Raw genomic sequence first — 22,110 nt, 5'->3', positions numbered from 1 at the left:
TTCCTCAGTGTGCTGTGTGACTCACTCATGTATAAACATGTGATGGGCCACACTTAGCCGTTCGGCTTGTTTGAAGTAGACCAATTGTATAACTTAAGTGCGTCCGATGGGTGAGGGGTGTCATTGGGCGGTTCTTTGCACAGCGCTGCGGAAGGTCGGGAAATGCAACTGCTGAAGCGGGCCTGGTTGCCACTGGTGATCGTCGTGGTGGTGGGCATCGCGGGGTTCACTGTCGCCCGGGTGCGCGGGATCTTCGCTTCGGACCCACCGCTGGTGACGCCGGTCGAGTTCGCGAACGACCCGGACCCGTTCGATCCCAAAGTGGTGAAATACGAAATCTTTGGCCCGGAAGGGGCGGCAGTGGACGTGAACTATGTGGACCTGGAGGGGGAACCGCAACGCGTCGACGGCGCCATCCTGCCGTGGTCGATCACCCTGCAGACGACGGAAGCTTCCGCGTCGGCCAATATCGTCGCGCAGGGCAAGACGAGTTTCCTGGGCTGCCGGGTCGTCGTCGATGACGAGGTACGCGATGAGCGCACCGTCTCGGGTACCAATGTCCAGACCTTCTGCATCGTGAAGTCCGCATGAGCCGCCACGACGCCCCCACCGGGCCCATCGCGATCAGTCCGGCGCCGCACGAGACAGCGCATTTCGGCAAGATCGCCCGAGCCATTCGCACGCTGTCCGTACCCTTCATCCTGCTCTGGGTCGCCGTTGCGGTACTTCTGAACGTTTTGGTACCGCAGTTGGAAGCTGTCGGCGAGATGCGTTCGGTCTCGATGAGTCCGGACGAGGCGCCTGCGGTCATCGCCACCGAGTATGTCGGCCAGAAGTTCCAGGAGTACGAGTCCAACAGCGCGGTGATGATCGTGCTGGAGGGCCAGGACAAGCTCGGCGACGATTCACGGCGTTATTACTCCGAGCTGATCGCCAAACTCGAGGCCGATACCAAGCATGTCGAACACGTGCAGGACCTGTGGAGTGATCCGCTCACCGCGACAGGTGTGCAGAGCGGTGACGGCAAGGCCGTCTACGTCCAGGCGAACCTTTCGGGTAACCAGGGCGAGGCGCTCTCACTGGAGTCCATCGAGGCCGTCAAGAACATAGTCGAGAGCATCCCTGCGCCCGCGGGTGTCGAGGTGTTCGTCACGGGTTCTGCGGCGATGACGGCCGAGCAGACCGAGGCCAGCCACGGCAGCGTGCGGCTGATCGAGGCGCTGACCTTCGTCGTCATCATCACGATGTTGCTCATCATCTTCCGCTCCTTCATGACCATGGTGCTGATGATCGTGATGGTGGTCGTGAGCCTCCTCACCGTCCGAGGGGCGGTGGCCGCGCTCGGTTATTACGAGATCATCGGGCTCTCCACCTTTGCGACCGGCCTGCTGGTCACATTGGCGATCGCCATATCGGTCGATTACGCGATCTTCCTCATTGGCCGATATCAGGAGGCCATCAGCGCCGGTGAGAGCCGAGAACAGGCCTACTACACCATGTTCGGCGGTACCGCCCACGTGATCGTCGGCTCCGGCCTGACCATCGCCGGTGCGACGTTCTGCCTGAGCTTCACCCGGCTGCCTTACTTCCAGACCCTCGGCGTGCCCCTGGCCGTCGGAATGCTGGTGCTGATCGTGACGGCCATGACGTTCGGTCCCGCCATCATCACCGTCGGTGCACGTTTCCTGGATCCCAAGCGCGCCAACCGTGTTCGTGGGTGGCGCAAGGTGGGCGCCGCGGTGGTCCGATGGCCCGGTGCCATCCTGGTTACCTCCATCGCCGTCGCGCTGATCGGCCTGCTGGCATTGCCCGGCTACAAGACCAGCTATAACGACCGGCTGTACCTGCCGGACGACATCAGCTCCAACCAGGGCTACGCCGCGGCGGAACGGCATTTCTCGCCGGCCCGGCTCAACCCCGAGATCATGATGATCGAGAGTGACCGGGATCTGCGGAATCCGGCCGACTTCCTGGTGATCGAGAAGATCGCCAAGGCGATGTTCCAGGTCGACGGTATCGGTCGGGTGCAGACCATCACCCGGCCCGACGGTGCGCCGATGGAGAACACCACCATTCCGTACGCGATCAGCCAGAACAGCACCTTGCAGCGACTGAACGAGAAGTACAACCAGGACCGCACCGCCGATATGACAAAGCAGGTCGCGGAAATGCAGAAGACCATCGACAACATGGATCGGATGCAGAACATCACCGAGGAGATGGCCGACACCACGGCCAACATGGTCGCCTCGATGGATGTGACGATCGCCGACCTTGAGGTCATGCGCGACCAGATCGCGAACTTCGACGATTTCTTCCGGCCGTTCCGCAACTACCTGTACTGGGAACCGCACTGCTACAACATCCCGATCTGCTGGTCGCTCCGGTCGGTCTTCGATGTGCTTGACGGCATCGACATCATGACGACGAACATGAATGATCTCATGCCGCAGATGCACCGGCTCAACGAGTTGATGCCGCAGATGATCGCGATCATGCCGGAGATGAAGGCGACCATGGTGAGCATGCAGCAGATGATGCTCACCATGCAGCAGACCCAGGCAGGTATGCAGGAACAGCAGCGCATCATGAGTGAGACCTCGACCGAGATGGGCAAGGCCTTCAACGATGCGATGAACGACGACTCGTTCTATCTGCCCGCCGAGGCCTTCGACAACCCGGACTTCGCCAAGGGGTTGGAGCAGTTCCTCTCGCCCGACGGGCATGCGGTGCGCTTCATCATCAACCACGAGGGTGATCCGATGTCCGCTGACGGCATCGAGCGGATCGAACCGCTCAAGGCGGCGGCGAAGAACGCCATCAAGGGCACCCCGCTGGAGGGGTCGACGATCTACCTGGGTGGCACCGCGGCCACCTTCAAGGACATGGCCGACGGCACCAAGTACGACCTGCTGATCGCCGGGATCGCCGCGATCGGGCTGATTTTCCTGATCATGCTGATCCTGACCCGGGCGATCGTGGCCGCCGCCGTGATCGTCGGCACCGTGGTGCTCTCACTCGGTGCGTCATTCGGTGTGTCGGTGCTGTTGTGGCAGCACCTGCTGGGCATCGAGTTGCACTGGATGGTGTTGCCGATGGCGGTGATCATCTTGTTGGCCGTCGGCGCGGACTACAACCTGCTGGTGGTGTCGCGGCTCAAGGAGGAGATACACGCTGGATTGAACACCGGCATGATCCGCGCGATGGGCGGTAGTGGATCGACGGTCACCGCGGCCGGAATGGTCTTCGCCTTCACCATGATGGTCATGGCGGTCAGTGATCTGACCATCATGGGTCAGGTGGGTACCACGATCGGCCTGGGTCTGCTGTTCGACACCCTGGTGATCCGGTCGTTCATGACGCCCTCGATCGCAGCCCTGATGGGCAAGTGGTTCTGGTGGCCCCAGCATGTCCGGTTGCGGCCCAAGCCGCAGCCGTGGCCACCGATTCAACGTCGACCCCAGGATGCATTGGTGTGATGAAGATTTCAGAGTTCAACAAGATCTCAGCGGTCAAGTCGGTCCTGGCCGCCGGCGCGGTGGTGGTGGCCTTCGCGGCCGCCCCGGCGGCCCATGCCGACCGTGACGAGGCCTTCGCCGAGCAGTTGCACGGCTATGGCATCTACGGGCAGAAGGATTTCAACGCCTGGATCGCCAAGATCATGTGCAAGCGGTTGGACAATGGTCTCGACAAGGACGCCTTCGCCTCGGCGAAGTTCGTGCACGATCAGTTGAAGCTCAGATCGACCACCGAACAGGCCTGGCAGTTCGTCGGCGGGGCGATCCCGCTGTACTGCCCCCATCAGACGGTCGCGCTCCAGCAGGCCGCCGGACAACGCTAGAGGAGTGGACATGGGACGCAACAGCTTTCTGCGTACCGCGCTGGCAACCGCGATCGCCGCGACGACGCTGGCCTCGACCCCGGGCACCGCCGCCGCTGATGCCACCGACGAGTACCCGATCCCCAGCAACATGCTCAAGACCACCTGCACCGTCGACCAGTACATGGCCGCGGTGCGTGACACCAACCCGGTGTACTACGAGCGCTACATGACTGATTACAAGAACAAGTCGCCCGAGGTGCAGACCTGGGCGCGCGATCGGATCACCTGGTTCTTCTCGATGGATTACGCGGGCCGGCGGGCCTATTCGGAGGAGACCGCCACCAACGCGTTCTACGAGACGCTGGCCTGGAACTGGCCGAACTGGGCCAAGTTGTTCTTCAACAACAAGGGTGTCGTGGCACACGGCACCAAGGTGTGCGCCACCTATCCGCCGGTCGACCCGAGCGTCTGGACCTGGTAGTCGTTCCGTTCCCGCCCAACCGTACAAACGGGCCAGAAAGTGCGAGTGAATCCGGTCAGAACGTCGATCTCGGCGCCGGGGGATCTACTCGAAATGCGAACCGGTGCGCAGTAATTGCTGCGCGGCGGCCAGCAGCGTGCGGTGCAGTTCCTCGTCGCTGACATCCTCGAGGGTCTTGTCGGTGACGGCGGAGTAGATCCCATTGGTCACCATCGAGATGATCACCCGACCGGCAGGCCCGTGCCCGCCGCCGAGCAGCAGGTCGGTGAAACGGTCGACGGTGCCCGACAGGTCGGCCCGTGACTTGATCAGACTCTCCAGCACCGGATCACCGGTCAGCACCGCGGCCAGCCGGCGGTGGCGCACGCTGAACTCGACAAAACCGCTGATGGTGATCTCGCGGCGGGTGGTCGGGTCGGCGACGGCCTCGGCGATCGTCACCACCCGCGCCATATCGTCGAACATCGGTTGTGCCGCGGCCACCACGATGTCTTCCTTTGAATGGAACTGGTAATAGACCGAGGCCTTGCCCACGCCGATGCTGTCGGCAATCATCTGCAGCGTCGTGCCGCTGACACCGTGCTCACCGAACAGCGTCAGCGCGGCCTCCAACACCCGCGCCCGGGCGGTGCCGCGTCCCAGAACCGATTTGGCCATCAGTCTCGGGTATCCCGCCGCAAGGGGTGGGAATCAGGAACCTGGACGAAGATCAGCGTGACACCGTCGGGGTCGATCACATGCATCTCGTGCAGGCCCCAGGGTTCCTCGGTGGCGGCCCGGCCGATCGGCACGCCCCGGGCGGCCAACTCGGCCTGACAGGCATACACATCGCGCACCTGCAGCCAGAGTGACCCGCCGGCGGCCGGCTCGCCGTGACCGGCGAGTTCGATGAGCGACTGCCCCGCATAGAACACCGTGCCGCCACCGTATTCGCGGGCGATCGCCAAGCCGATCAGGTCGCGGTAGAACTCGACCGAGGCCGGGTAGTCGGCCGGCCGTATCAGCACCCGGCTGGCCAGGATCTCCATACGAATGTGTTTATCACGCGTTGCGGTCCGCGGCCCGCAGTCCGATCGTGAACGCGGCCTGATCGTCGAAATTCAACGGGTTCCGCCCGGTGATCTGGGCAATCCTGGCCAGCCGGTGCCGCACCGTGTTGGTGTGCAGGAACAACTCACGGGCGGTGTCGATCAGTGAACCGTTGGCGGCCAAAAACACTCGCAGCGTCCGGACGTGCTGCGTGCCACGGTCACGGTCGAGCGCCTCGAGCGGGTCGATCAGCTGGTTCTTGAACGGTGCCAGCCGGCTCGTCGGCAGGCCCTCCAGCAGGCTGCCGAAGGTGCTCAGCTGGTCCGGGCCGATGCTGCCGCCACGCTGGCGGGCCAGATCGAGGGCGATCCGGGCCTGGCTGATCGAGGCGCCGAGCTCGGTCAACGGTGCCGCCGCGGCGTGCCCGGACGGCAGCGACAGATCGGCGGCCATCTCGGCCATCCGGTCGCCGCCATCGCTCAACACCAGACAGACCTCGGGCGCGTCGGCGACCAGGGCGTCGGGTAACGCCATCGACAGCAGCGCCCCGGCCCCGGCCGGCCACGCCGAGCAGTCGACATCACCGCCGGCCAAGCCCGGCCAGTCCAGTAGCTGATTCAACGCATCGGGCAGCAGCATCCGCCGTTCCACCAGTGACAGCAGCTGCCCGACCCGTTCCCGCGCCAGCGCCGCCTCGATATCGCGCTCACCCTGGGATGCGGACAGGAAACGGGCGATGATCTCCAGCACCGCTGGTTCCGGTGGATCCCCGCGGCCCACCCACACCAGGGTCCCGACCCCGTCGACTGACATCGAGACCCCGTCGCGGGACTCGCCGTGCGGCTCCAGCAGGAAATAGCAGCCCAGAACTCCGCCGGCGCGATCCAACAACTGGCGTGCCGACTCGCGTCGCCGCTGCGAGGAGAGTAATTCGGGGACAAGGGCATTGGCGGCCCGCGCGGTGGCGACGGCGCCGCCGAACCGGAAGTCGGCGATATAGCGGCTGACGGTCGCGAACGGCACCGCCGGTGGCGCGATCAGCAGCGGCAGATCCGCGCGGGCGCACGCCTGTACGAGTGCCGGCGGTGCGGTGTCGTGCACATCGCCGATGCCGAAGCAGACGCCGGCCACCCCGGCCCGGTGCAGGGCCTCGATGAATGCCGCGCAGTCTTGCGGGGATTGCAGGCTGATCCCGACTGTGCACACCAGTTCTCCACCGCGCAGATATCGCGAAGGATCCCGCAGTTCGGTGGTGTGCGACCAGCTGATCGGCCGGTCCAGAGGGGTGGCGGCACCCTCATCGAGTTGGAGTCCGAGTCCGGACCGTTCCAGCAGGTCACGGAAGGTCGGGGCGGTGCCGTCCGCATCGTCGGTCGGCTCCCTCATGGGTCGATCGTAACGTCGTTGTCATCTCTTGGGGTATTGATGTTGTGCGATCCTCCAATGCCCGGATCTGCCGGTGGTGGGTTCGCAGCGTCTTCGCGGTGAACCATGGCGGTCGCGCCGGACGAGGGTGATAGTTCGTCCATGTCCGAACCTCAGGTACTGCGTCGCGAGTTCTCGCTCTGGTCGGCCTTCGCGTTCGCCTTCGCATTCATCTCGCCGATCGTGGCGTTGTACGGCATCTTCGGCTTGGCGTTGTCGGCCGCGGGCCCCAGCTTCTGGTGGGGATTCGGGCTGGTGTTCGCCGGCCAGTTCCTGGTGGCGCTGGTGTTCGCGATGCTGGTGTCGCGATGGCCGCTGGAAGGCTCCATCTATCAGTGGTCGCGCCGACTGCTGGGCACCACCTACGGCTGGTTCGCCGGCTGGGCCTATATGTGGACACTGGTCATCGCGATGGCGACGGTGGCGCTCGGCGCAGCCGGGTTCACCGCCAACATCTTCGGTGTCGAGGAACCATCGGGCACCACCCTGGCGCTCATCGCGCTGGTGATCCTGCTCGCCGGGACGGCGGTGAACCTCGCAGGCCGGCAGGCACTGAAGATCTTCATGATCGGCAGCATCATCGCCGAAGTCATCGGGTCGGTGGTGCTGGGCACCTGGCTGCTGCTGTTCCACCGGCAGAACTCGCTGTCGGTGCTGTTCTCCGGTGGCGGTCCCGATGTCGACATGTGGTCCTATATGAGCGGGCCGTTCCTGCTGGCGGTGGCCTTCATCGGCTGGTCCTTCGTCGGGTTCGAGAGTGCCGGGTCGATCGCCGAGGAGGTGCACGAGCCGCGTCGGTACCTGCCCAAGGCGGTGCTGTTCTCACTGGCCTTCATCTTCATCGTGGTGGCGTACTCCAGCCTGGCGATCATCCTGGCGATCCCCGACCTGGACGCCGTCGCCGAAGGTGCGGTAGGTGATCCTGTGTACGAAACACTCACCGTCGCTTTGGGTCACGGCATCGCGCGGCCGGTCGAGGTGATGTTCGTGATCGGCTTCCTGGCCAGCTTCCTGGCGCTGCAGACCTCGGCTTCGCGGGTCATCTGGGCCTATGCGCGCGACGGTGCGCTACCCGCCGCGAACGTGCTGTCGCAGCTGCGTGGACCGGCCCGGATCCCGGTGGTGGCGATCCTGGTCACCACGGTCGTCGGTGCAGCGCTGTTCTTGCTGAGCATCGTCGCCGGCGATATCTACTCGCTGATGGTCAACTTCACCGCGGGCGGTTTCTACCTGGCATTCCTGTTCCCGCTCCTCGGGTTCCTGGTGGTGTTGGTGCGTCGCGCCTGGACCCCGGCGACGTTCTCACTGGGTCGGGCCACGCTTCCCGTGGCGGTGGTCGCCGCAGTGTGGGCGGTGCTGCAGTTCCTCAATATCGCCTGGCCGCGTGTGGCTTTCGAGCAGCGATACCTGGACTGGTCGGTGTGGATCGGCATCGCCGTGCTGCTGGTGCTCGGCAGCGCGATCCTGGCCACGGTGCGGTCCCGTATCGTCGAGGCTTCGGTGATCGAGGAAGCGGAATCACGTGACGAACTCGCAGGGCGCCCATGACTGACGCCCGACCTGTCGCGGTCGTGACCGGTGCCGCCAGCGGTATCGGCGCGGCCGCGGCGGCCGCGCTGCGTCGACGGGGCTACCGCGTCGGTGCGCTGGATCTCTCCGGTGACGCCGACGCCGATGTCGCTGTGGCGGTGGATGTCTCCGATCACGTGGCGATGGCCGCCGCGGTCGCCGAGATCCGCGACCGGCTCGGTCCGGTAGCAGCATTGGTGACCTCGGCCGGCTGTTACGAGATGGCGCTCATCGGGCAGATCGATGCGGCAGCGTGGCAGCGGATGCTGCGGGTACACCTGGGCGGGTTGTTCAACGCCACACGGGCCTGCCTGCCCGACATGCTCGCCGCCGGATCCGGTGCAGTGGTCGCGGTGGCCAGCGAACTCGCCGTCGGCGGCGGCGATCAGGAAAGCCATTACGTGGCGGCCAAGGGCGCGATCATCGGCCTGGTGCGCAGCCTGGCCGCCGAGGTTGCCGGGGCCGGCGTGCGGGTCAACGCCGTCGCACCCGGGCCGACCGACACCCCGCTGCTCAGTGATGATTCACCCTGGCGGGCAGCGGAATACCTGGACACGTTGCCGCTGCGCCGGCTGGCCACCCCGACCGAGGTGGCGCGCTGCGTGGAATACCTGATCTGTGATGCCACCTTCAGCGTCGGCGATGTGGTGAACGTCAACTCGGGAGCGGTGATATGAGCAGGGTGGCCCTGGTGACCGGGGCGGCGCAGGGCATGGGTGCCGCCCACGCACGCCGGCTGGCCGCCGACGGGATGACAGTCGCGGTCAACGATATTCGTGCCGGTGCGGCCCTGGACGCACTGGCGGCCGAGGTCGGTGGGTTCGCCGTCCCCGGTGATGTGTCGGACCCGCAGAATTGTGTCCGGATCGCGGACACGGTGGCCGAGCGGGCAGGTCGGCTCGATGTGCTGGTGGCCAACCACGCCTATATGACGATGGCACTGCTGCTGGAGCATGAGGAATCCGACTGGTGGCGGGTGGTGGACACCAACCTCGGCGGCACCTTTCACCTGGTGCGAGCGGTGTTGCCGCACATGCGCGCTCGAGGCGAGGGCCGGATCGTGGTGATCGCCAGTGAATGGGGTGTCACCGGCTGGCCCGAGGCCACCGCCTACTCGGCCGCCAAGGCCGGGCTGATCGCACTGGTGAAGGGGCTGGGCCGGGAACTGGCCCCGGAGAACATCATCGTCAACGCCGTGGCACCGGGTGTCACCGACACACCGCAACTTCAGGTCGACGCCGACGCCGCCGGGGTCGACCTGGCGACCATGCACGGCCGCTACGCGGAGTCGATCCCGTTGGGCCGCATCGGCCGTGCCGACGAGATCGCCGCCGCGGTGGCCCTCTTGGCCGATTTCGAGGTGGCGGCCATCGTTGGGCAGGTGATCTCCTGCAACGGCGGATCCACCAGGAGCAGAGCATGACACAAGGAGCACCGTTGACAAGCCAGCCCGCCCAGCAGTACGTGCGCTCGGCATCCGGAAACGTCGGACAACTCAATGCGCAGCAGGTGCCGCGGTATGCAGGGTTGGCCACCTTCGCCCGATTGCCGCAGCTGCACGAGGTGGATCGTTATGACATCGCGGTGGTCGGGGTACCGTTCGACAGTGGTGTGACCTACCGGCCCGGAGCCCGCTTCGGGCCCGCCGCGATCCGCGAGGTGTCCCGACTGCTCAAGCCGTACAACCCGGCGCTGGACGTCAGCCCGTTCGCGCAGGCGCAGGTCGTCGATGCCGGCGATATCGCGGCCAACCCATTCGATATCGAGGCCGCGGTCGATCAGGTGCGCGAAGGCATTTCGGCCCTGCTGGGCACGCCGGCGCAGCGGGTGATGATCCTCGGCGGCGACCACACCATCGCATTGCCCGCGCTGCAGGCACTGAACCGGGTGCACGGCCCGGTCGCGCTGGTGCATTTCGACGCGCACCTGGATACCTGGGATACCTACTTCGGTGCGCCGTGCACACACGGCACTCCGTTCCGCCGGGCGGCCGAACAGGGGCTGCTGGTCAAGGATCACTCCGCACACGTCGGGATCCGGGGCTCGCTGTACGACCGGGCGGACCTGCTCGACGACGCCTCGCTGGGCTTCACCATCGTGCACTGTCGCGATATCGACCGCATCGGGATCGACGGTGTCATCCAACGGATCACCGACCGGGTGGGTGAGCACCCCGTGTATGTGTCGGTGGATATCGACGTGCTGGACCCGGCATTCGCGCCGGGCACCGGCACCCCCGAGATCGGCGGGATGACCAGTCGGGAACTGGTCGCGGTGTTGCGGGCCATGCGCGGGTTGAACATCGTCGGCGCCGATGTGGTCGAGGTGGCGCCCGCCTACGACAGTGGCGAGGTGACAGCGGTGGCCGCGGCGAACATCGGCTACGAGCTCATCACGTTGATGGCCGACCATGTCTGAATTCTCCCGGGGCGAGCGAAGCGACGGGAAATTCCACTGGCCGGTAGGAAAAGTCGCGGCGGCCGCCTTCACCTTCGACGTGGACGCCGAATCCGCGGTGTTGTGGGGCAACGAGGGGGTGGCCGCCCGGATGAGCGTGATGAGCCATCAAGCCTACGGTCCGCTGGTGGGTATCCCGCGAATCCTGGATCTGCTGGACCGCCACCAGATTCCGTCTACCTTCTTCGTGCCCGGGCACACCGCACATCGTTATCCCGCGGCGGTGCGCGCGATCGTGGCTGCCGGTCATGAGATCGCCCACCACGGCTATCTGCACGAGCAGCCCACCGCGTTGACCCTGGACGAGGAGATCGAGGCGATCGGCCGTGGCCTGGAGGCGCTCGCCGAGGTCGCCGGGGTGCGTCCGGTGGGTTACCGCGCACCGATGTGGGATCTGTCCTGGCACACACCGGAACTGCTGGCCGATCGTGGCTTTCTGTACGACTCCAGCCTGATGGACGCCGATCTCCCGTACGAGTTGGCGGTGGGAGAGCGCTCCCTGGTCGAGATCCCGATCCAGTGGGCGCTCGACGACTGGGAGCAGTACTGCTACCTGCCCGACATCTACAGCGGGGTGATCGAGAGTCCGCGCAAGGCCCGGGAACTGTGGCAGCTGGAGTTCGACGCGCTACGCGACATCGGTGCCTGCTGGGTGCTGACCAATCACCCGTTCCTGACCGGTCGGGCTTCGCGCGCAGCCGAACTCGGCGATCTGATACGTCATGTCGCCGAGCACACCGATGTGTGGACCACCAGCCTGGGTGCCATCGCCGAGCACGTCCGTTCACTCGGCCTGCCACCGCGCAGCATCACCCGGCCGAATTGATCAGCCACTGGGATAGAGCAATTCCAGCTCACCCAGATGCGCGGCCACCGTCAGCAGCGGTAGGGCGGCGGACACCGCCAATCCGGTGTCCCCGGCCTCGGCACGCAACGCGAGTACAAAATCGTCGCTGATCGGCGGTCCCGGCCGACCTTCCGCGCACACCCGATCGGCGTGCTCCTCGAGAAGGCGTCGAGCCTGGGCGTAGGAACCGAACGGGGGCGGCACCACATCGGCCACCAGCTCGGCCGCGGCCCGCAGTCGTATCGTCTGGTTGGCCGCCCGGACCATCGGGGCGCGCACATCGGTCTGCCCGCTGTTCTCCGAAAGATATTGCCGTAGCGCATCATCGAGCACCCGGCTGGCCTCCAGCGCGCTGCGGCTCAGGGAAAACACCTTGTCGTCGGTAGCCTCGGTCGATCCGCGGGTGACGCGGCGCACCGCCGCCGTCAGCAGGGCGGCCCCCTCGGCGCGGGCATGATCCACTGCACGGGCCACCGAGGCCGAGGCGCCGCGCGGCCACAGCAGCACCGACACCGTGACACCGACCAGTGCGCCGATGACGACGTCCTCGACCCGGATCAGCCCAACTGCCCAACCCGACGGCTGGATCAGGTTGAAGATGATCAGCACCATCATGGTGAACGCGGCCTGGCCGGCGATGAACGATGCCACCTCGGGGACAAACGCCGAGCCGAACGCCACCACCGGCAGCAGCACCCACATGACCGCCGGCTGGACACCGACCAGTTCGATCACGGCGACACCCAGCCCGAACCCCAGCACGGTGCCGGCCACCGCCCGCAACACCCGGGTCCCGGTGGTCAACGCGCTGCTGCGCAACACCGACAGCGCACCCAGCACCACCCAGAATCCGTGCTCGACCGGGAACAGATGGGTGACCGCTACGGCCAGCGCCAGGCCCAGTCCGGTGCGCAGGCTGTTGCGCAGCACCACCGCGCGGGTGGCCAGAAAGCCCTTGGTGATGGCCGCGACGGCGGTCGTCTCGGGCATCACCCAGTCCGCGGCACCGGTCTCGGGGAGTCTGCGTCCCAGCACCCGGGCCCACACCGGGCGGGCGTCGGCCAGCGCGGCATTGCGGATGATGCGCCCGGTGACCCCGACGGTCGCCGAGAACGTGCGCCGGCCCAGCAATGTCCGGCCCATCGTCACGGCGGTGGCATCGTCGGGCACACCCAGAATCAGTCCGATGTCTTCGCGATAGCTGCCCTGGGCCACTGCCCGCAGATCGGCCAGCGCCATGTTCAGATCGGCGCCGCGGGCGGCCCGCCGCCGCGGATCGGAGATGTTGAGCACCGCCGCGGAGTCCCGCAACACCGCGGTGATCGGCGGTTTCAGGCCGCCGAGCAGCGCGCCGGTCCGGTCGGTGATCCGATCGGACAGCCAGCCGAGGTCGTCGACGACCCGGACCAGGGCGCGGCTGCCTGCGGTCAGCGCGACCGGGCGGAAATCCGCGTTGACGAAGTTGTCCCACAACGCGTTCATGGCGCGGGTGACGTCCTTTTTGGACGCGGTCCCGTCCAGGCAGTCGGCCAACCTGCTGCACACCCGCGCGGCGTGCCGGCGCAGATCGTCGTGATGGCGCGGTGGCAGCAGGAACAGGGCCGCCGGCACGCAGACGGCCAGCGCTATCAGCCAGCCCTGCAGCCGTTCGTCGATCGGCCCGGGCGGGGTACAGGCCGGCAGCACAAATGTCAGCAGGGTGGCGCGTTGCCCGGCGGCCACCGTCTCGCTGAGCACCCCGGCGAACATCACCGTGACACCGAGGACGAACATCAGCCCGACGGACAGCCATCGGTAGGGCGCGACCAGGGTGCCGACACTGATCAACACCGCACCGTTGAGGCCCAGCCCGGCGTAGGCCAGCGCGCGGGCGGCCCGGTTGCCGGGGAAGTCGGTGATGATCAGCAGTGCCACCGACCCGAAGATGGCGAACATCGGGGCCTGGCTGCCGCCGGCGACCAGGAAGCTGACCGCCGCCGCGATCGGCAGCACGATGGCGGCCCTGGCGGCGCGCCGCAGCGCGTCGAACTCGGGGTCCCGCTGCCGGATCCGGTCCAGGGTCAGCATCTTCCGACTCAGGAGGATTCGACGACGCCGCGTTTCATGATGACTCCCAGCAGGCCGGGTGCGACGCTGTCGATTGCCTTGGCGGTCACCGCCATTCGCGGCGCGATCCGTACCGGCCGGGTGCGCGCCGCGGTCACCATCCAGTCCGCGGCCTCCTCGGCGGACAGCCCGGGCATCGCGACGAACGCCTTGGTCGGTTCGATCATCGGCGTCTTCACCAGCGGGTAGTACAGCGTCGTCGAGTGCACACCCTTGCCCGACCATTCCGTCTCGGCCACCCGGCTGATCGCCGTCAGCGCGGCCTTGGAGGCCTGATAGGCCCCGAACAGTGGCGAGGATTCGTTCATCACGCCCCAGGTGGACACGTTGATGACGTGTCCGTCGCCGCGCTCGACCATGCCCGGGACCAGCGCACGCATCAGCCGCAGCGGCGCGTAATAGTTCAGCGTCATGGTGCGTTCCAGATCGTGCCAGCGATCCAGCGAGTCGAGCAGCGGCCGGCGGATGGACCGGCCGGCGTTGTTGATCAGGATGTCGACACCGCCGTGGCTGTCGAGCACCTTGGCGCTCAGCGCGTCGACTGCATCGAGATCGGACAGGTCCGCGGTGATCGCCTCGGCCATCCCACCGTCGGCCCGGATGGTGTCGGTGACGGTGTCGAGCAGGTCGGACCGGCGGGCCACCACGATGACCGAGGCGCCGAGGCGGGCCAGTTTCACCGCCGACGCCTCGCCGATACCCGAGGAGGCCCCGGTGATCAGGATGCGTTTACCGCGCAGCTCGACCTCGGGGCCGCGACTCAGGTATTCGGTCAAGGGCGGACGCATGCTGGTCAGCAGCACCGCGTCCGAGATCCGGCGCAATGGGTTCTTGCTCACTGCGACAGTCTAGGGACTGCGATTTCGGTGGGGTTCCGTGCGCACACCGCAGTGCGCCCACCGCACGTATCCTCACCGAAATCACACGTCAGAAGTAGCGCGGGAAGCCGCTCCAGTCGGGATCGCGCTTCTCCAGGAAGGCATCCCGGCCCTCCACGGCCTCATCGGTCATGTACGCCAGACGTGTTGCCTCACCGGCGTACACCTGCTGGCCGACCAGCCCGTCGTCGATCAGGTTGAATCCGAACTTCAGCATCCGGATGGCCTGCGGGGACTTCCCGTTGATCTCGGCGGCCCACTGCAGGCCGACGTTCTCCAACTCGGCATGGTCGACGACCTCGTTGACCGCACCCATCTGATACATCGTCTCCGCGTCATAGGCGCGGCCCAGGAAGAAGATCTCGCGGGCGAACTTCTGCCCGGTCTGGCGGGCCAGGTAGGCACTGCCGAACCCGCCGTCGAAGCTGCCCACATCGGCATCGGTCTGCTTGAAGCGGGCATGTTCGCGGCTGGCCAGCGTCAGATCGCAGGTGACGTGCAGGCTGTGGCCACCGCCGGCGGCCCACCCATTGACCAGGCAGATGACCACCTTGGGCATGAATCGGATGAGGCGCTGCACCTCCAGGATGTGCAGTCTTCCGGCCCTTGCGGCGTCAACAGTGTCGCCGGTCTCTCCGCTTGCGTACTGGTAACCGGTGCGGCCACGGATGCGCTGATCCCCACCCGAGCAGAACGCCCAGCCGCCGTCCTTGGCCGACGGGCCGTTGCCGGTCAGCAGGATCACCCCGACATCGGGGGACATCCGGGCGTGATCGAGCACGCGGTACAGCTCGTCGACGGTATGCGGGCGGAACGCGTTTCGCACCTCGGGCCGGTCGAACGCGACCCGCACGGTCGGCCGCGGCACACCGTCCACCACGTGCCGGTGATAGGTGATATCGGTCAGCTCGAAGCCGGCGACCGGCTGCCAGAGCGCAGGGTCGAATGTCATTCCTCGACTGTATTCAGCTGGTTTCGCCGCGCCGGGTGCGGGGTACAAAGCGCGCGACGAAGTGCATGGGGCGCGATTGGGCGCCATGACAAGGAGGACACGATGAAGCGTTCGGCAGTGGCGGTACTGGCGGGTTGTGCGGTGGGCGCGATGCTGGTCGGCTGCTCACCGTCGGTCACGGGTGGCGACACCGCGTGCAAGGACTTCGTCGGAGCCGACGAGGCCACCCAGAACGAGGCTGTCGGCAAGATGCTGAAGGACGAGAAGGGTGCCGACGCGCAGCAGCTGGAGATCAGTGGCACCCGGCTGGCGGTGCAGACCTGGTGTCAGACGTTGGGTACCCCGGATTCCAAGATCAAGGAGGCCCCGCACCTGTAGATCAGGCGGGGTCGAAACGGAACACCGGGATGCGCCCGGCCAGGGCCTCGAATTCGTCGGGGTTCGGGCCGGTGACCAGGCCGGCGTTCTTGATGAAGCTCACTCCGGTCGGGACCAGCTCCGGGAACCGGCGTAACAGCGGGCGGGCCTCATCGGCGGGCATCTCCACCATCCGCACCGGTTGGGCGCGGCGGCCCTGATGCAGGGTTGCCGTGCCTGCCGCGCGCACATTGGCCACCCAGTCCGCACCGGGTAGCCCGCCCACGACATAGCGGGCGCCGTCGACGGTCATCGGGGTGATCGGGGTGGTGCGCGGTTTGCCTGATCTACGGCCGACGACGGTCAGCACCACCGGGCCCTTGTCGCCGCCGATACCGAGCCGCGACAGCCCGATGATCACCTTGTTGACGTACTTCAGCCACCACGGTGGCCGTACCCGCTTTTCAGCCATGTCCCGAGGTTAGACCGCAAGCCCGTGTGCCTTCAGGGCGGCGATCAGCCCGTCCGGGCGCTGCTCGGTGGGCAGCGGATCCACCAGGGCGAACGCACAACCCAACGCGCGCGCACCGCCATCGGCCTCCTCGCTGTCACCGACCATCAACGCCTCGCCCGGATCCACACCCAGCCGGGACAGTGCGGTCTCGAAGATGGCCGCATCCGGCTTGATGACACCGATCTCGAAGCTCAGCACGACCTCGTCGGCCACCGCGCCGGCCGCTACCAGGGCGGGGCGCAGGTCGAAGGCGATATTGGACACTACGGCCGTCTTGATACCCGCGGCGCGCAGACCGTCCAATACCGTCACTGCATCGGGATAGGGCGTCCACGACGCCGGGTCGATCAGCCGGTTGTACAGCTTCTCGGCGTGCGGGTCGGTCAGACCGGACTCACGCAGCACATGCCGGTAGGCCTCGCGGTGCAGCGCCGGTTCCAGATCACGATGCGCCCAGGCATGCCACTGCTCATCCGACATCCCCGGCGGGCGACCGGTCGGGGCCGTCATCCGACGCATCAGCTCTGCCTGCACATGGCCGTCGACCTCCTTCTCGTCGACCATGATGCCGTCGAACCAGCTGTCGTCCTCCTCGAGTCGGAACAATGTGCCGGAGTAGTCGAACAGCACTGCGCGAATGGTCATTGCGGCCTTTCTAGAAGTGGTCGGGGATGGCGGGGACGATGGGCCAGCTGAATGCGACGGCGGTCCGGTGCGCCGCGCCCGGGGTCAGCTCGGTGACCAGCCCCGCCGTCACCAGCTGCGCCAGGCTGGTCCCGCCCAGGTAGATCGCCCCCAGGTCGCGTGCCGAGATCGTGATATCGGCTGGGGCATCGGTTCTTTGGCACTCGGCGCCGTCGGTGTCACCGCGCAGCCGGTAGCTGCCGGTGTTCCAGTCGCAGAACTCGTCGGTGACCTCGAAAACCACATCGACGGGCGTGGCGTAGCTGCGTGCGGCGAGCGCACGGTCCACCTCGACCAGCCGCACGAAGATGCCATCGGTGACCTCGCATTCCAGTGCCCGGCCATCGGCCAGCAGGTGCCGCACCGGTTCGTCGACCGAGGCGCCGTCGAACTTGATGCTGCGGACCAGGTCGATATCGATCAGGAAGCGCCACAACCGGGCGTAGGCACGGGGATTGGTGGCGACGGCCTCCTCGACGTGGATCTCCCCGTTGGGCCCGGCGGCATTCCAGGACGATTTGGGTCGAAAGATCGCGAATCCACTTGCCGTACCGTCACTTTCGCGGTGCAGCGCGAAGCGGATACTGCCGCTGCACTTGCGGCGTTCGTCATTGTCCAGAATGTTGTAGTCCCACCAGCTGCGCGGCCGGTTCATCTGGCCGGGCAGTGTGCTGAACGAGGCGTCGTAGATCGCCGGGCCCTCGGCGAGCAGGGTGGCGGCGTCGATCTCGTCGACGGTGCCGTCGCCCAGGTTCACCTCGGGCCGGAAATCCAGGTCGCGCACCTGCCCGGACAACACGGCGTTCTGGCTGGCCATCCCGTAGCCGAAGCGGCCGTAGATGCGGGCCTCGGAGGCGAACAGCATGGCCACCGGTTCGGTGCCGCGGGCCCGGATGGTGTCGAGTTGGTGCCGCATCATCTGGGTCAGCAGACCGCGACGGCGATGGCCGGGGGCGACCGTCACCGCGGTGACGGCCGGCACGTCGACGACGGCACCGCCGGGCAGGGCGACCGTTTTGCGATAGTCACCGGCGGTGGCGACCCACCGGTTGCCGTCGTGGAATCCGAACAGTCGGTCCAGATCGGAGAACTTGCGGGCTGCGGTGATCTCGTCGTCTTGGCGGTCCTGCAGGAACACCGAGTAGAGCGCGGTGCTCCAGGCTTCGTAGTCGGCGTCGTCGCGTACGGCGCGCAGGATCAGGTCGGACACATACCCATGTCTACCCTGAGGCGGCATCCGGATGCGCGGCCTTTTTCAGCAGCACCTGCCGCTCCTGCTCATTGCCGGTCAGCGCCGCCGCGGCGGTGAACTCGGCGGCGGCCTCGGTGTGCCGGCCCAACCGGGACAGCAGTTCCCCGCGCACGCTGGGCCGCAGGTGCGATTCGGGTAGGCCGTCGATACCGTCCACGAGGGGCAGCGCCGCGGCCGGCCCGTCGGCCATCGCCACCGCGACGGCCCGGTTGAGCTCCACGACCGGTGACGGCGCGATCTGCAACAGCGCGTCGTACAGGGCGATGATGCGCCGCCAGTCGGTGTCGGCGGCGGTCGGGGCAACGGCGTGACACTCGGCCAGCGCGGCCTGCAGGGCATACGGTCCCCAGCCGCGTTGTGTCCTGGCCTGCGCACCCCGCTCCAGGGCGGCGACCCCGCGCCGGATCTGGGCGCGGTCCCAGCGGGTGCGGTCCTGATCCTCCAGCAGGACCGGGCGCCCGTCGGTGTCGGTGCGGGCGGCGAAGCGTGCGGACTGGAACTCCATCAGCGCCACCAGCGCGTGCACCTCGGATTCCTCCGGTGTCAACGCCGCCAGCACGCGGCCCAGCCGCAGCGCCTCGGTGCACAGCTCGTCGCGGATCCAGCGCTGCCCGGCCGAGGCCGAGTACCCCTCGTTGTAGATCAGGTAGATCACCGACAGCACGGCCGCGAGCCGGGGGCCGAACTCGGCCCGCTCGGGAACCTCGAAGGCCATGCCCGACAACGACTTCTTGGCCCGGGTGATGCGCGCGGCGACGGTCGCCTTCGAGGTCAGGAATGCCCGGGCGATCTCCTCGGTGCGCAGCCCGCCGACCACCCGCAGGGTCAGCGCGATCTGGGACTCGCGCGACAGCGTGGGGTGCGCGGCGATGAACACCAGGCGCAGCACGTCATCGTCGATGCGGTCGGGGTCCCACGGCTGGTCCAGGTGGTCGCCGAGATCGCGGGCCAGCACCGCGTATTTGGTGTCCAGGTTGTCCTGGCGGCGCCAGTGGTCGATGGCGCGGCGCTTGGCGACGGTGGTCAGCCAGGCGCCCGGGTTGCGCGGTACCCCGGATCGCGGCCACTGCGTCAGCGCCTCGAGCAGTGCCTCCTGCGCCAGATCCTCGGCCAGGCCGATGTCGCCGAAGGCGCGGGTGAGCGTCGCGACGATCTTGGCCGCTTCCATCCGCCAGACGGCGTCGACGGTGTCGCGCAGCTCGGAGTCCGGCACCGAATCACGCTAGCGCGGTCAGCTCTCGGGTTGCTCCTGCGCGTCGGCGCGGAAGAAGAACATGCTGGCCACGAAGCTGGTCAGCGACAGCAGACCCATGCCGAACGTCAGCCCGATCTGCTCAAGGCCGAAGGCGCCGATGGTGATCGCGAACCCGATGATGGCCAGGATGCTCAGGAACAGGGCGCCGGTGCTGAGAGCCTCGCCTGCGGGGGTGCGGGCGGCGACTGCGGTGCGGTCGTCCATCAGGGCGGGTCCTATCTCGGGATGCCTACGTTGTCAGCGCATCTGTACCCCGACGCGGGCCCGTTAAACCCTCGCGGCAGGGTAGTCAGCCCACCGAACGGCCGGCACCCGCCCAGAACTGCGCGCGCACAGCCTTCTTGTCCGGCTTTCCCAGCGCAGTGACCGGCACCGAGTCGACGACGATCACCTGCTTGGGCGACTGCACCGACCCCTTGCGCTCCTTGACCGCATCCTGGATCTCGGTGGTCATCACCGCGACCGCGGCCTCGTCGGTCGCGGCGTCGGGGCGCAGCACCACCACCGCGGTCACCGCCTCGCCCCACTTCTCGTCGGGGGTGCCGATCACGCACACCTGCGCCACCGAAGGATGTTCGGCCACAACGTCTTCCACTTCACGTGGGAACACGTTGAACCCGCCGGTGACGATCATGTCCTTGGTACGGTCGACGATGAAGTAGAAACCGTCCTCGTCCTCGCGGGCCAGGTCGCCGGTGTGCATCCAGCCGTCGCGGAAGGTGTCGGCGGTGGCCTCGGGCAGGTTCCAGTACCCGCCGGACAGCAGCGGTCCTGCCACGCAGATCTCACCGACCTCACCCTGGGGTACCGGTTGGCCGTCCTCGCCGAGCAGTGCCACCTTGGCGAACAGTGTCGGCCGCCCACAGGAGGTCAGCCGCTTCTCGTCGTGTTCCTTCTTGGACAGGTAGGTGATGACCATCGGTGCCTCGGACTGGCCGTAGTACTGCGCGAAGATCGGCCCGAACCGGCGGATGGCCTCGGCCAGGCGCACCGGGTTCATCGCCGAGGCGCCGTAGTAGACGGTCTCCAGCGAGGACAGGTCGCGGGTGCGGCTGTCCGGGTGATCCATCAGCGCGTAGATCATCGACGGCACCAGCATGGTGGCGGTGATCTTCTGCTCCTCGATGACGCGCAGCACCTCGGCCGGGTCGAACTTGGTCAGCACGATCAGCTCGCCGCCCTTGACGATGACGGGGGTGAAGAACGCCGCACCGGCGTGCGACAGCGGGGTGCACATCAGGAAGCGGGGATTCTCCGGCCACTCCCATTCGGCCAGCTGCACGGTGGTCATCGTGGTGATGGATCCGGTGGTGCCCATGACGCCCTTGGGCTTACCGGTGGTGCCCCCTGTGTAGGTGAGTCCACCGATATGGTCGGCCGGCAGATCCGCGGCGACCAGCGGCTTGGGCGGGTACTTGGCCGCCTCCGCGCTGAGGTCTGTGGCCACACCCGCCAAGGCCTCGGGAACCGGTCCGATGGTGAGCACCTGCCGCAGCGACGGCACCTTCTCCAGCAGGCCCAGCGCGCGCTCGACGAACATCGGGTTGGGGTCGATGATCAATGAGGTCACCTCGGCGTCGGACAGCACATAGGCGTGGTCGTCCAGAGAGCCGAGAGGGTGTAGTGCGGTGCGGCGGTAGCCCTGGGTCTGCCCGGCGCCGATGATCATCAGCACCTCGGGCCGGTTCAACGACAGCAGCCCGACCGCCGCGCCGGTGCCGGCGCCGAGCGCCTCGAAGGCCTGAATGTACTGGCTGATCCGGTCTGCGAGCTCGCCGCCGGTCAGCGTGGTGTCCCCGAGGAACAGCACGGGACGGTCCTTGTGCCGCTTCAGTGCGCCGACGGTGAGGTGGCCGGAGTGCAGGAAATGGCGGAGCTGCTCGTCACTCATACCTTCAGATTAGAACGTGTTACAGATTTTGTTTCAAGGTCGGGTGTCGGACTCGGCCCGCCGGGTGGCGCGGACCCATCCGGATCCGCGCCATCGGCTGATCAGCGTCCGGCGGCCACCCGCGCGGCCGCCGCCGCCTTCTCGGCCAGGTCGGCCTTCCACTGGATCTCCTTCTGGATCCACGGGTTGTCCGGGTCGAACTCCTCGGTCTCGCTGACCCGGCGCACCTCGAGCTTCACGCCCGGGCCCAGCGGGCACTTCAGCGCCCACTGCTTGGCCTCGGCCGGCGACGACGTCTCGATGATCCAGAACCCGTTGAACAGTTCCTTGGCCTCGGCGTACGGGCCGTCGGTCACCACCGGCGGATCAGCGGCGAAATCGACGACGAATCCCTCCTCGGGCTCGGTGAGACCTTCACCGGCGAGCATGACACCGGCCTTGATGAGCTCCTCGTTGTAGCGGCCCATCGACTCGATGATCTCGTCGAAGTCCATTCCCGCCATGGCGGCCTCGGCGGCGGCAGGATCGGCAACCCGCATGATCAGCATGTAGCGCGACATCGTGTTTCTCCTTCGGTCAGGGGCGCGTAT

23 protein-coding genes are annotated in these 22,110 nt (G+C 66.9%); 10 read left to right on the top strand and 13 right to left on the bottom strand.

The annotated features are described in order from the left end of the window. Nucleotides 1-162 precede the first annotated feature (162 nt). From ACLBYA_RS04605 to ACLBYA_RS04590, 4 genes are read left to right on the top strand one after another with little or no spacing between them, the layout of a single operon-like run. Nucleotides 163-591 (top strand): MmpS family transport accessory protein, encoded by a 429-nt coding sequence (locus tag ACLBYA_RS04605; RefSeq protein ID WP_447708168.1) that lies wholly within the window; start codon nucleotides 163-165, stop codon nucleotides 589-591. Beyond that, nucleotides 588-3,479: an MMPL/RND family transporter gene (locus tag ACLBYA_RS04600; protein WP_447708167.1), complete on the top strand. Its 2,892-nt coding sequence runs from the start codon at nucleotides 588-590 to the stop codon at nucleotides 3,477-3,479. Before ACLBYA_RS04605 ends, ACLBYA_RS04600 begins: the two co-directional genes overlap by 4 nt. After that, the gene (locus tag ACLBYA_RS04595; RefSeq protein ID WP_447708166.1) at nucleotides 3,479-3,841 is read left to right on the top strand and encodes a DUF732 domain-containing protein; all 363 of its coding nucleotides are present in this window, start codon (nucleotides 3,479-3,481) and stop codon (nucleotides 3,839-3,841) included. Before ACLBYA_RS04600 ends, ACLBYA_RS04595 begins: the two co-directional genes overlap by 1 nt. Nucleotides 3,842-3,851: 10 nt before the next feature. Further along, nucleotides 3,852-4,304, top strand: coding sequence for a DUF5078 domain-containing protein (locus ACLBYA_RS04590; RefSeq protein WP_447708165.1), 453 nt, complete (start codon nucleotides 3,852-3,854; stop codon nucleotides 4,302-4,304). An 84-nt stretch (nucleotides 4,305-4,388) separates the two neighbouring features. On the opposite strand, the gene ACLBYA_RS04585 is transcribed toward ACLBYA_RS04590, so the two are convergent. The 3 genes from ACLBYA_RS04585 to ACLBYA_RS04575 are packed head-to-tail and all read right to left on the bottom strand — an operon-like array spanning nucleotide 4,389 to nucleotide 6,719. Beyond that, nucleotides 4,389-4,961, bottom strand: a complete 573-nt coding sequence (locus ACLBYA_RS04585; RefSeq protein ID WP_447708164.1) for a TetR/AcrR family transcriptional regulator — start codon at nucleotides 4,959-4,961, stop codon at nucleotides 4,389-4,391. Next, nucleotides 4,961-5,332 carry a VOC family protein gene (locus tag ACLBYA_RS04580; protein WP_447708163.1) on the bottom strand — a complete coding sequence of 124 codons (372 nt, stop codon included), beginning with the start codon at nucleotides 5,330-5,332 and terminating at the stop codon, nucleotides 4,961-4,963. Before ACLBYA_RS04580 ends, ACLBYA_RS04585 begins: the two co-directional genes overlap by 1 nt. 13 nt (nucleotides 5,333-5,345) lie before the next feature. Continuing rightward, complete coding sequence (locus ACLBYA_RS04575; protein WP_447708162.1) at nucleotides 5,346-6,719, bottom strand: PucR family transcriptional regulator; 1,374 nt, start codon at nucleotides 6,717-6,719, stop codon at nucleotides 5,346-5,348. Nucleotides 6,720-6,860: 141 nt separating this feature from the next. Between ACLBYA_RS04575 and ACLBYA_RS04570 the strand changes: the two genes are divergently transcribed. Genes ACLBYA_RS04570 through ACLBYA_RS04550 form a run of 5 tightly spaced genes read left to right on the top strand, consistent with a single transcriptional unit; the run spans nucleotide 6,861 to nucleotide 11,610 of the window. Next, nucleotides 6,861-8,306: an APC family permease gene (locus ACLBYA_RS04570; RefSeq protein ID WP_447708161.1), complete on the top strand. Its 1,446-nt coding sequence runs from the start codon at nucleotides 6,861-6,863 to the stop codon at nucleotides 8,304-8,306. Then, nucleotides 8,303-9,004 (top strand): SDR family NAD(P)-dependent oxidoreductase, encoded by a 702-nt coding sequence (locus ACLBYA_RS04565; protein ID WP_447708160.1) that lies wholly within the window; start codon nucleotides 8,303-8,305, stop codon nucleotides 9,002-9,004. The genes ACLBYA_RS04570 and ACLBYA_RS04565 overlap by 4 nt, the downstream gene beginning before the upstream one ends. Then, nucleotides 9,001-9,750, top strand: a complete 750-nt coding sequence (locus tag ACLBYA_RS04560; RefSeq protein ID WP_447708159.1) for an SDR family NAD(P)-dependent oxidoreductase — start codon at nucleotides 9,001-9,003, stop codon at nucleotides 9,748-9,750. Before ACLBYA_RS04565 ends, ACLBYA_RS04560 begins: the two co-directional genes overlap by 4 nt. Nucleotides 9,751-9,764: 14 nt before the next feature. After that, nucleotides 9,765-10,745, top strand: a complete 981-nt coding sequence (speB, locus tag ACLBYA_RS04555) for an agmatinase (protein WP_447708158.1) — start codon at nucleotides 9,765-9,767, stop codon at nucleotides 10,743-10,745. Beyond that, the gene (locus ACLBYA_RS04550; RefSeq protein WP_447708157.1) at nucleotides 10,738-11,610 is read left to right on the top strand and encodes a polysaccharide deacetylase family protein; all 873 of its coding nucleotides are present in this window, start codon (nucleotides 10,738-10,740) and stop codon (nucleotides 11,608-11,610) included. The genes speB and ACLBYA_RS04550 overlap by 8 nt, the downstream gene beginning before the upstream one ends. On the opposite strand, the gene ACLBYA_RS04545 is transcribed toward ACLBYA_RS04550, so the two are convergent. The 3 genes from ACLBYA_RS04545 to ACLBYA_RS04535 all read right to left on the bottom strand — a co-directional run bounded on the left by ACLBYA_RS04545 (nucleotide 11,611) and on the right by ACLBYA_RS04535 (nucleotide 15,567). Continuing rightward, a complete protein-coding gene (locus ACLBYA_RS04545; RefSeq protein ID WP_447708156.1) occupies nucleotides 11,611-13,698 on the bottom strand; it encodes an FUSC family protein in 2,088 nt (695 codons plus the stop codon). A gap of 8 nt (nucleotides 13,699-13,706) precedes the next feature. Continuing rightward, nucleotides 13,707-14,576, bottom strand: a complete 870-nt coding sequence (locus ACLBYA_RS04540; RefSeq protein ID WP_447708155.1) for an SDR family oxidoreductase — start codon at nucleotides 14,574-14,576, stop codon at nucleotides 13,707-13,709. Nucleotides 14,577-14,664: 88 nt separating this feature from the next. Beyond that, entirely contained in the window at nucleotides 14,665-15,567 is a 903-nt protein-coding gene (locus tag ACLBYA_RS04535) for a 1,4-dihydroxy-2-naphthoyl-CoA synthase (protein WP_447708154.1), read from the bottom strand. Between the two features lie 102 nt (nucleotides 15,568-15,669). Here ACLBYA_RS04535 and ACLBYA_RS04530 point away from each other — a divergent pair, with 102 nt between their 5' ends. Then, nucleotides 15,670-15,945 (top strand): hypothetical protein, encoded by a 276-nt coding sequence (locus ACLBYA_RS04530; protein ID WP_447708153.1) that lies wholly within the window; start codon nucleotides 15,670-15,672, stop codon nucleotides 15,943-15,945. Between the two features lies 1 nt (nucleotide 15,946). Here ACLBYA_RS04530 and ACLBYA_RS04525 read toward each other — a convergent pair whose 3' ends face one another. From ACLBYA_RS04525 to ACLBYA_RS04495, 7 genes are all read right to left on the bottom strand, one after another. Further along, entirely contained in the window at nucleotides 15,947-16,396 is a 450-nt protein-coding gene (locus ACLBYA_RS04525) for a nitroreductase family deazaflavin-dependent oxidoreductase (protein WP_447708152.1), read from the bottom strand. 9 nt (nucleotides 16,397-16,405) lie between these two features. Beyond that, nucleotides 16,406-17,083, bottom strand: a complete 678-nt coding sequence (locus ACLBYA_RS04520; protein ID WP_447708151.1) for an HAD family hydrolase — start codon at nucleotides 17,081-17,083, stop codon at nucleotides 16,406-16,408. A 10-nt stretch (nucleotides 17,084-17,093) separates the two neighbouring features. Beyond that, nucleotides 17,094-18,332: a GNAT family N-acetyltransferase gene (locus ACLBYA_RS04515; RefSeq protein ID WP_447708150.1), complete on the bottom strand. Its 1,239-nt coding sequence runs from the start codon at nucleotides 18,330-18,332 to the stop codon at nucleotides 17,094-17,096. Between the two features lie 10 nt (nucleotides 18,333-18,342). Then, nucleotides 18,343-19,542, bottom strand: a complete 1,200-nt coding sequence (locus tag ACLBYA_RS04510; protein WP_447708233.1) for an RNA polymerase sigma factor — start codon at nucleotides 19,540-19,542, stop codon at nucleotides 18,343-18,345. Nucleotides 19,543-19,605: 63 nt separating this feature from the next. Then, nucleotides 19,606-19,833 carry a hypothetical protein gene (locus ACLBYA_RS04505; RefSeq protein WP_447708149.1) on the bottom strand — a complete coding sequence of 76 codons (228 nt, stop codon included), beginning with the start codon at nucleotides 19,831-19,833 and terminating at the stop codon, nucleotides 19,606-19,608. An 85-nt stretch (nucleotides 19,834-19,918) separates the two neighbouring features. Further along, the gene (fadD8, locus tag ACLBYA_RS04500; protein ID WP_447708148.1) at nucleotides 19,919-21,520 is read right to left on the bottom strand and encodes a fatty-acid--CoA ligase FadD8; all 1,602 of its coding nucleotides are present in this window, start codon (nucleotides 21,518-21,520) and stop codon (nucleotides 19,919-19,921) included. Between the two features lie 101 nt (nucleotides 21,521-21,621). Then, a complete protein-coding gene (locus ACLBYA_RS04495; protein WP_447708147.1) occupies nucleotides 21,622-22,080 on the bottom strand; it encodes a YciI family protein in 459 nt (152 codons plus the stop codon). Nucleotides 22,081-22,110 lie beyond the last annotated feature (30 nt).

It is taken from the genome of Mycobacterium sp. C31M (assembly GCF_053345865.1).
Note: the sequence above shows the minus strand (reverse complement) of the source record. Positions and strands in the feature narration are given on the sequence as shown.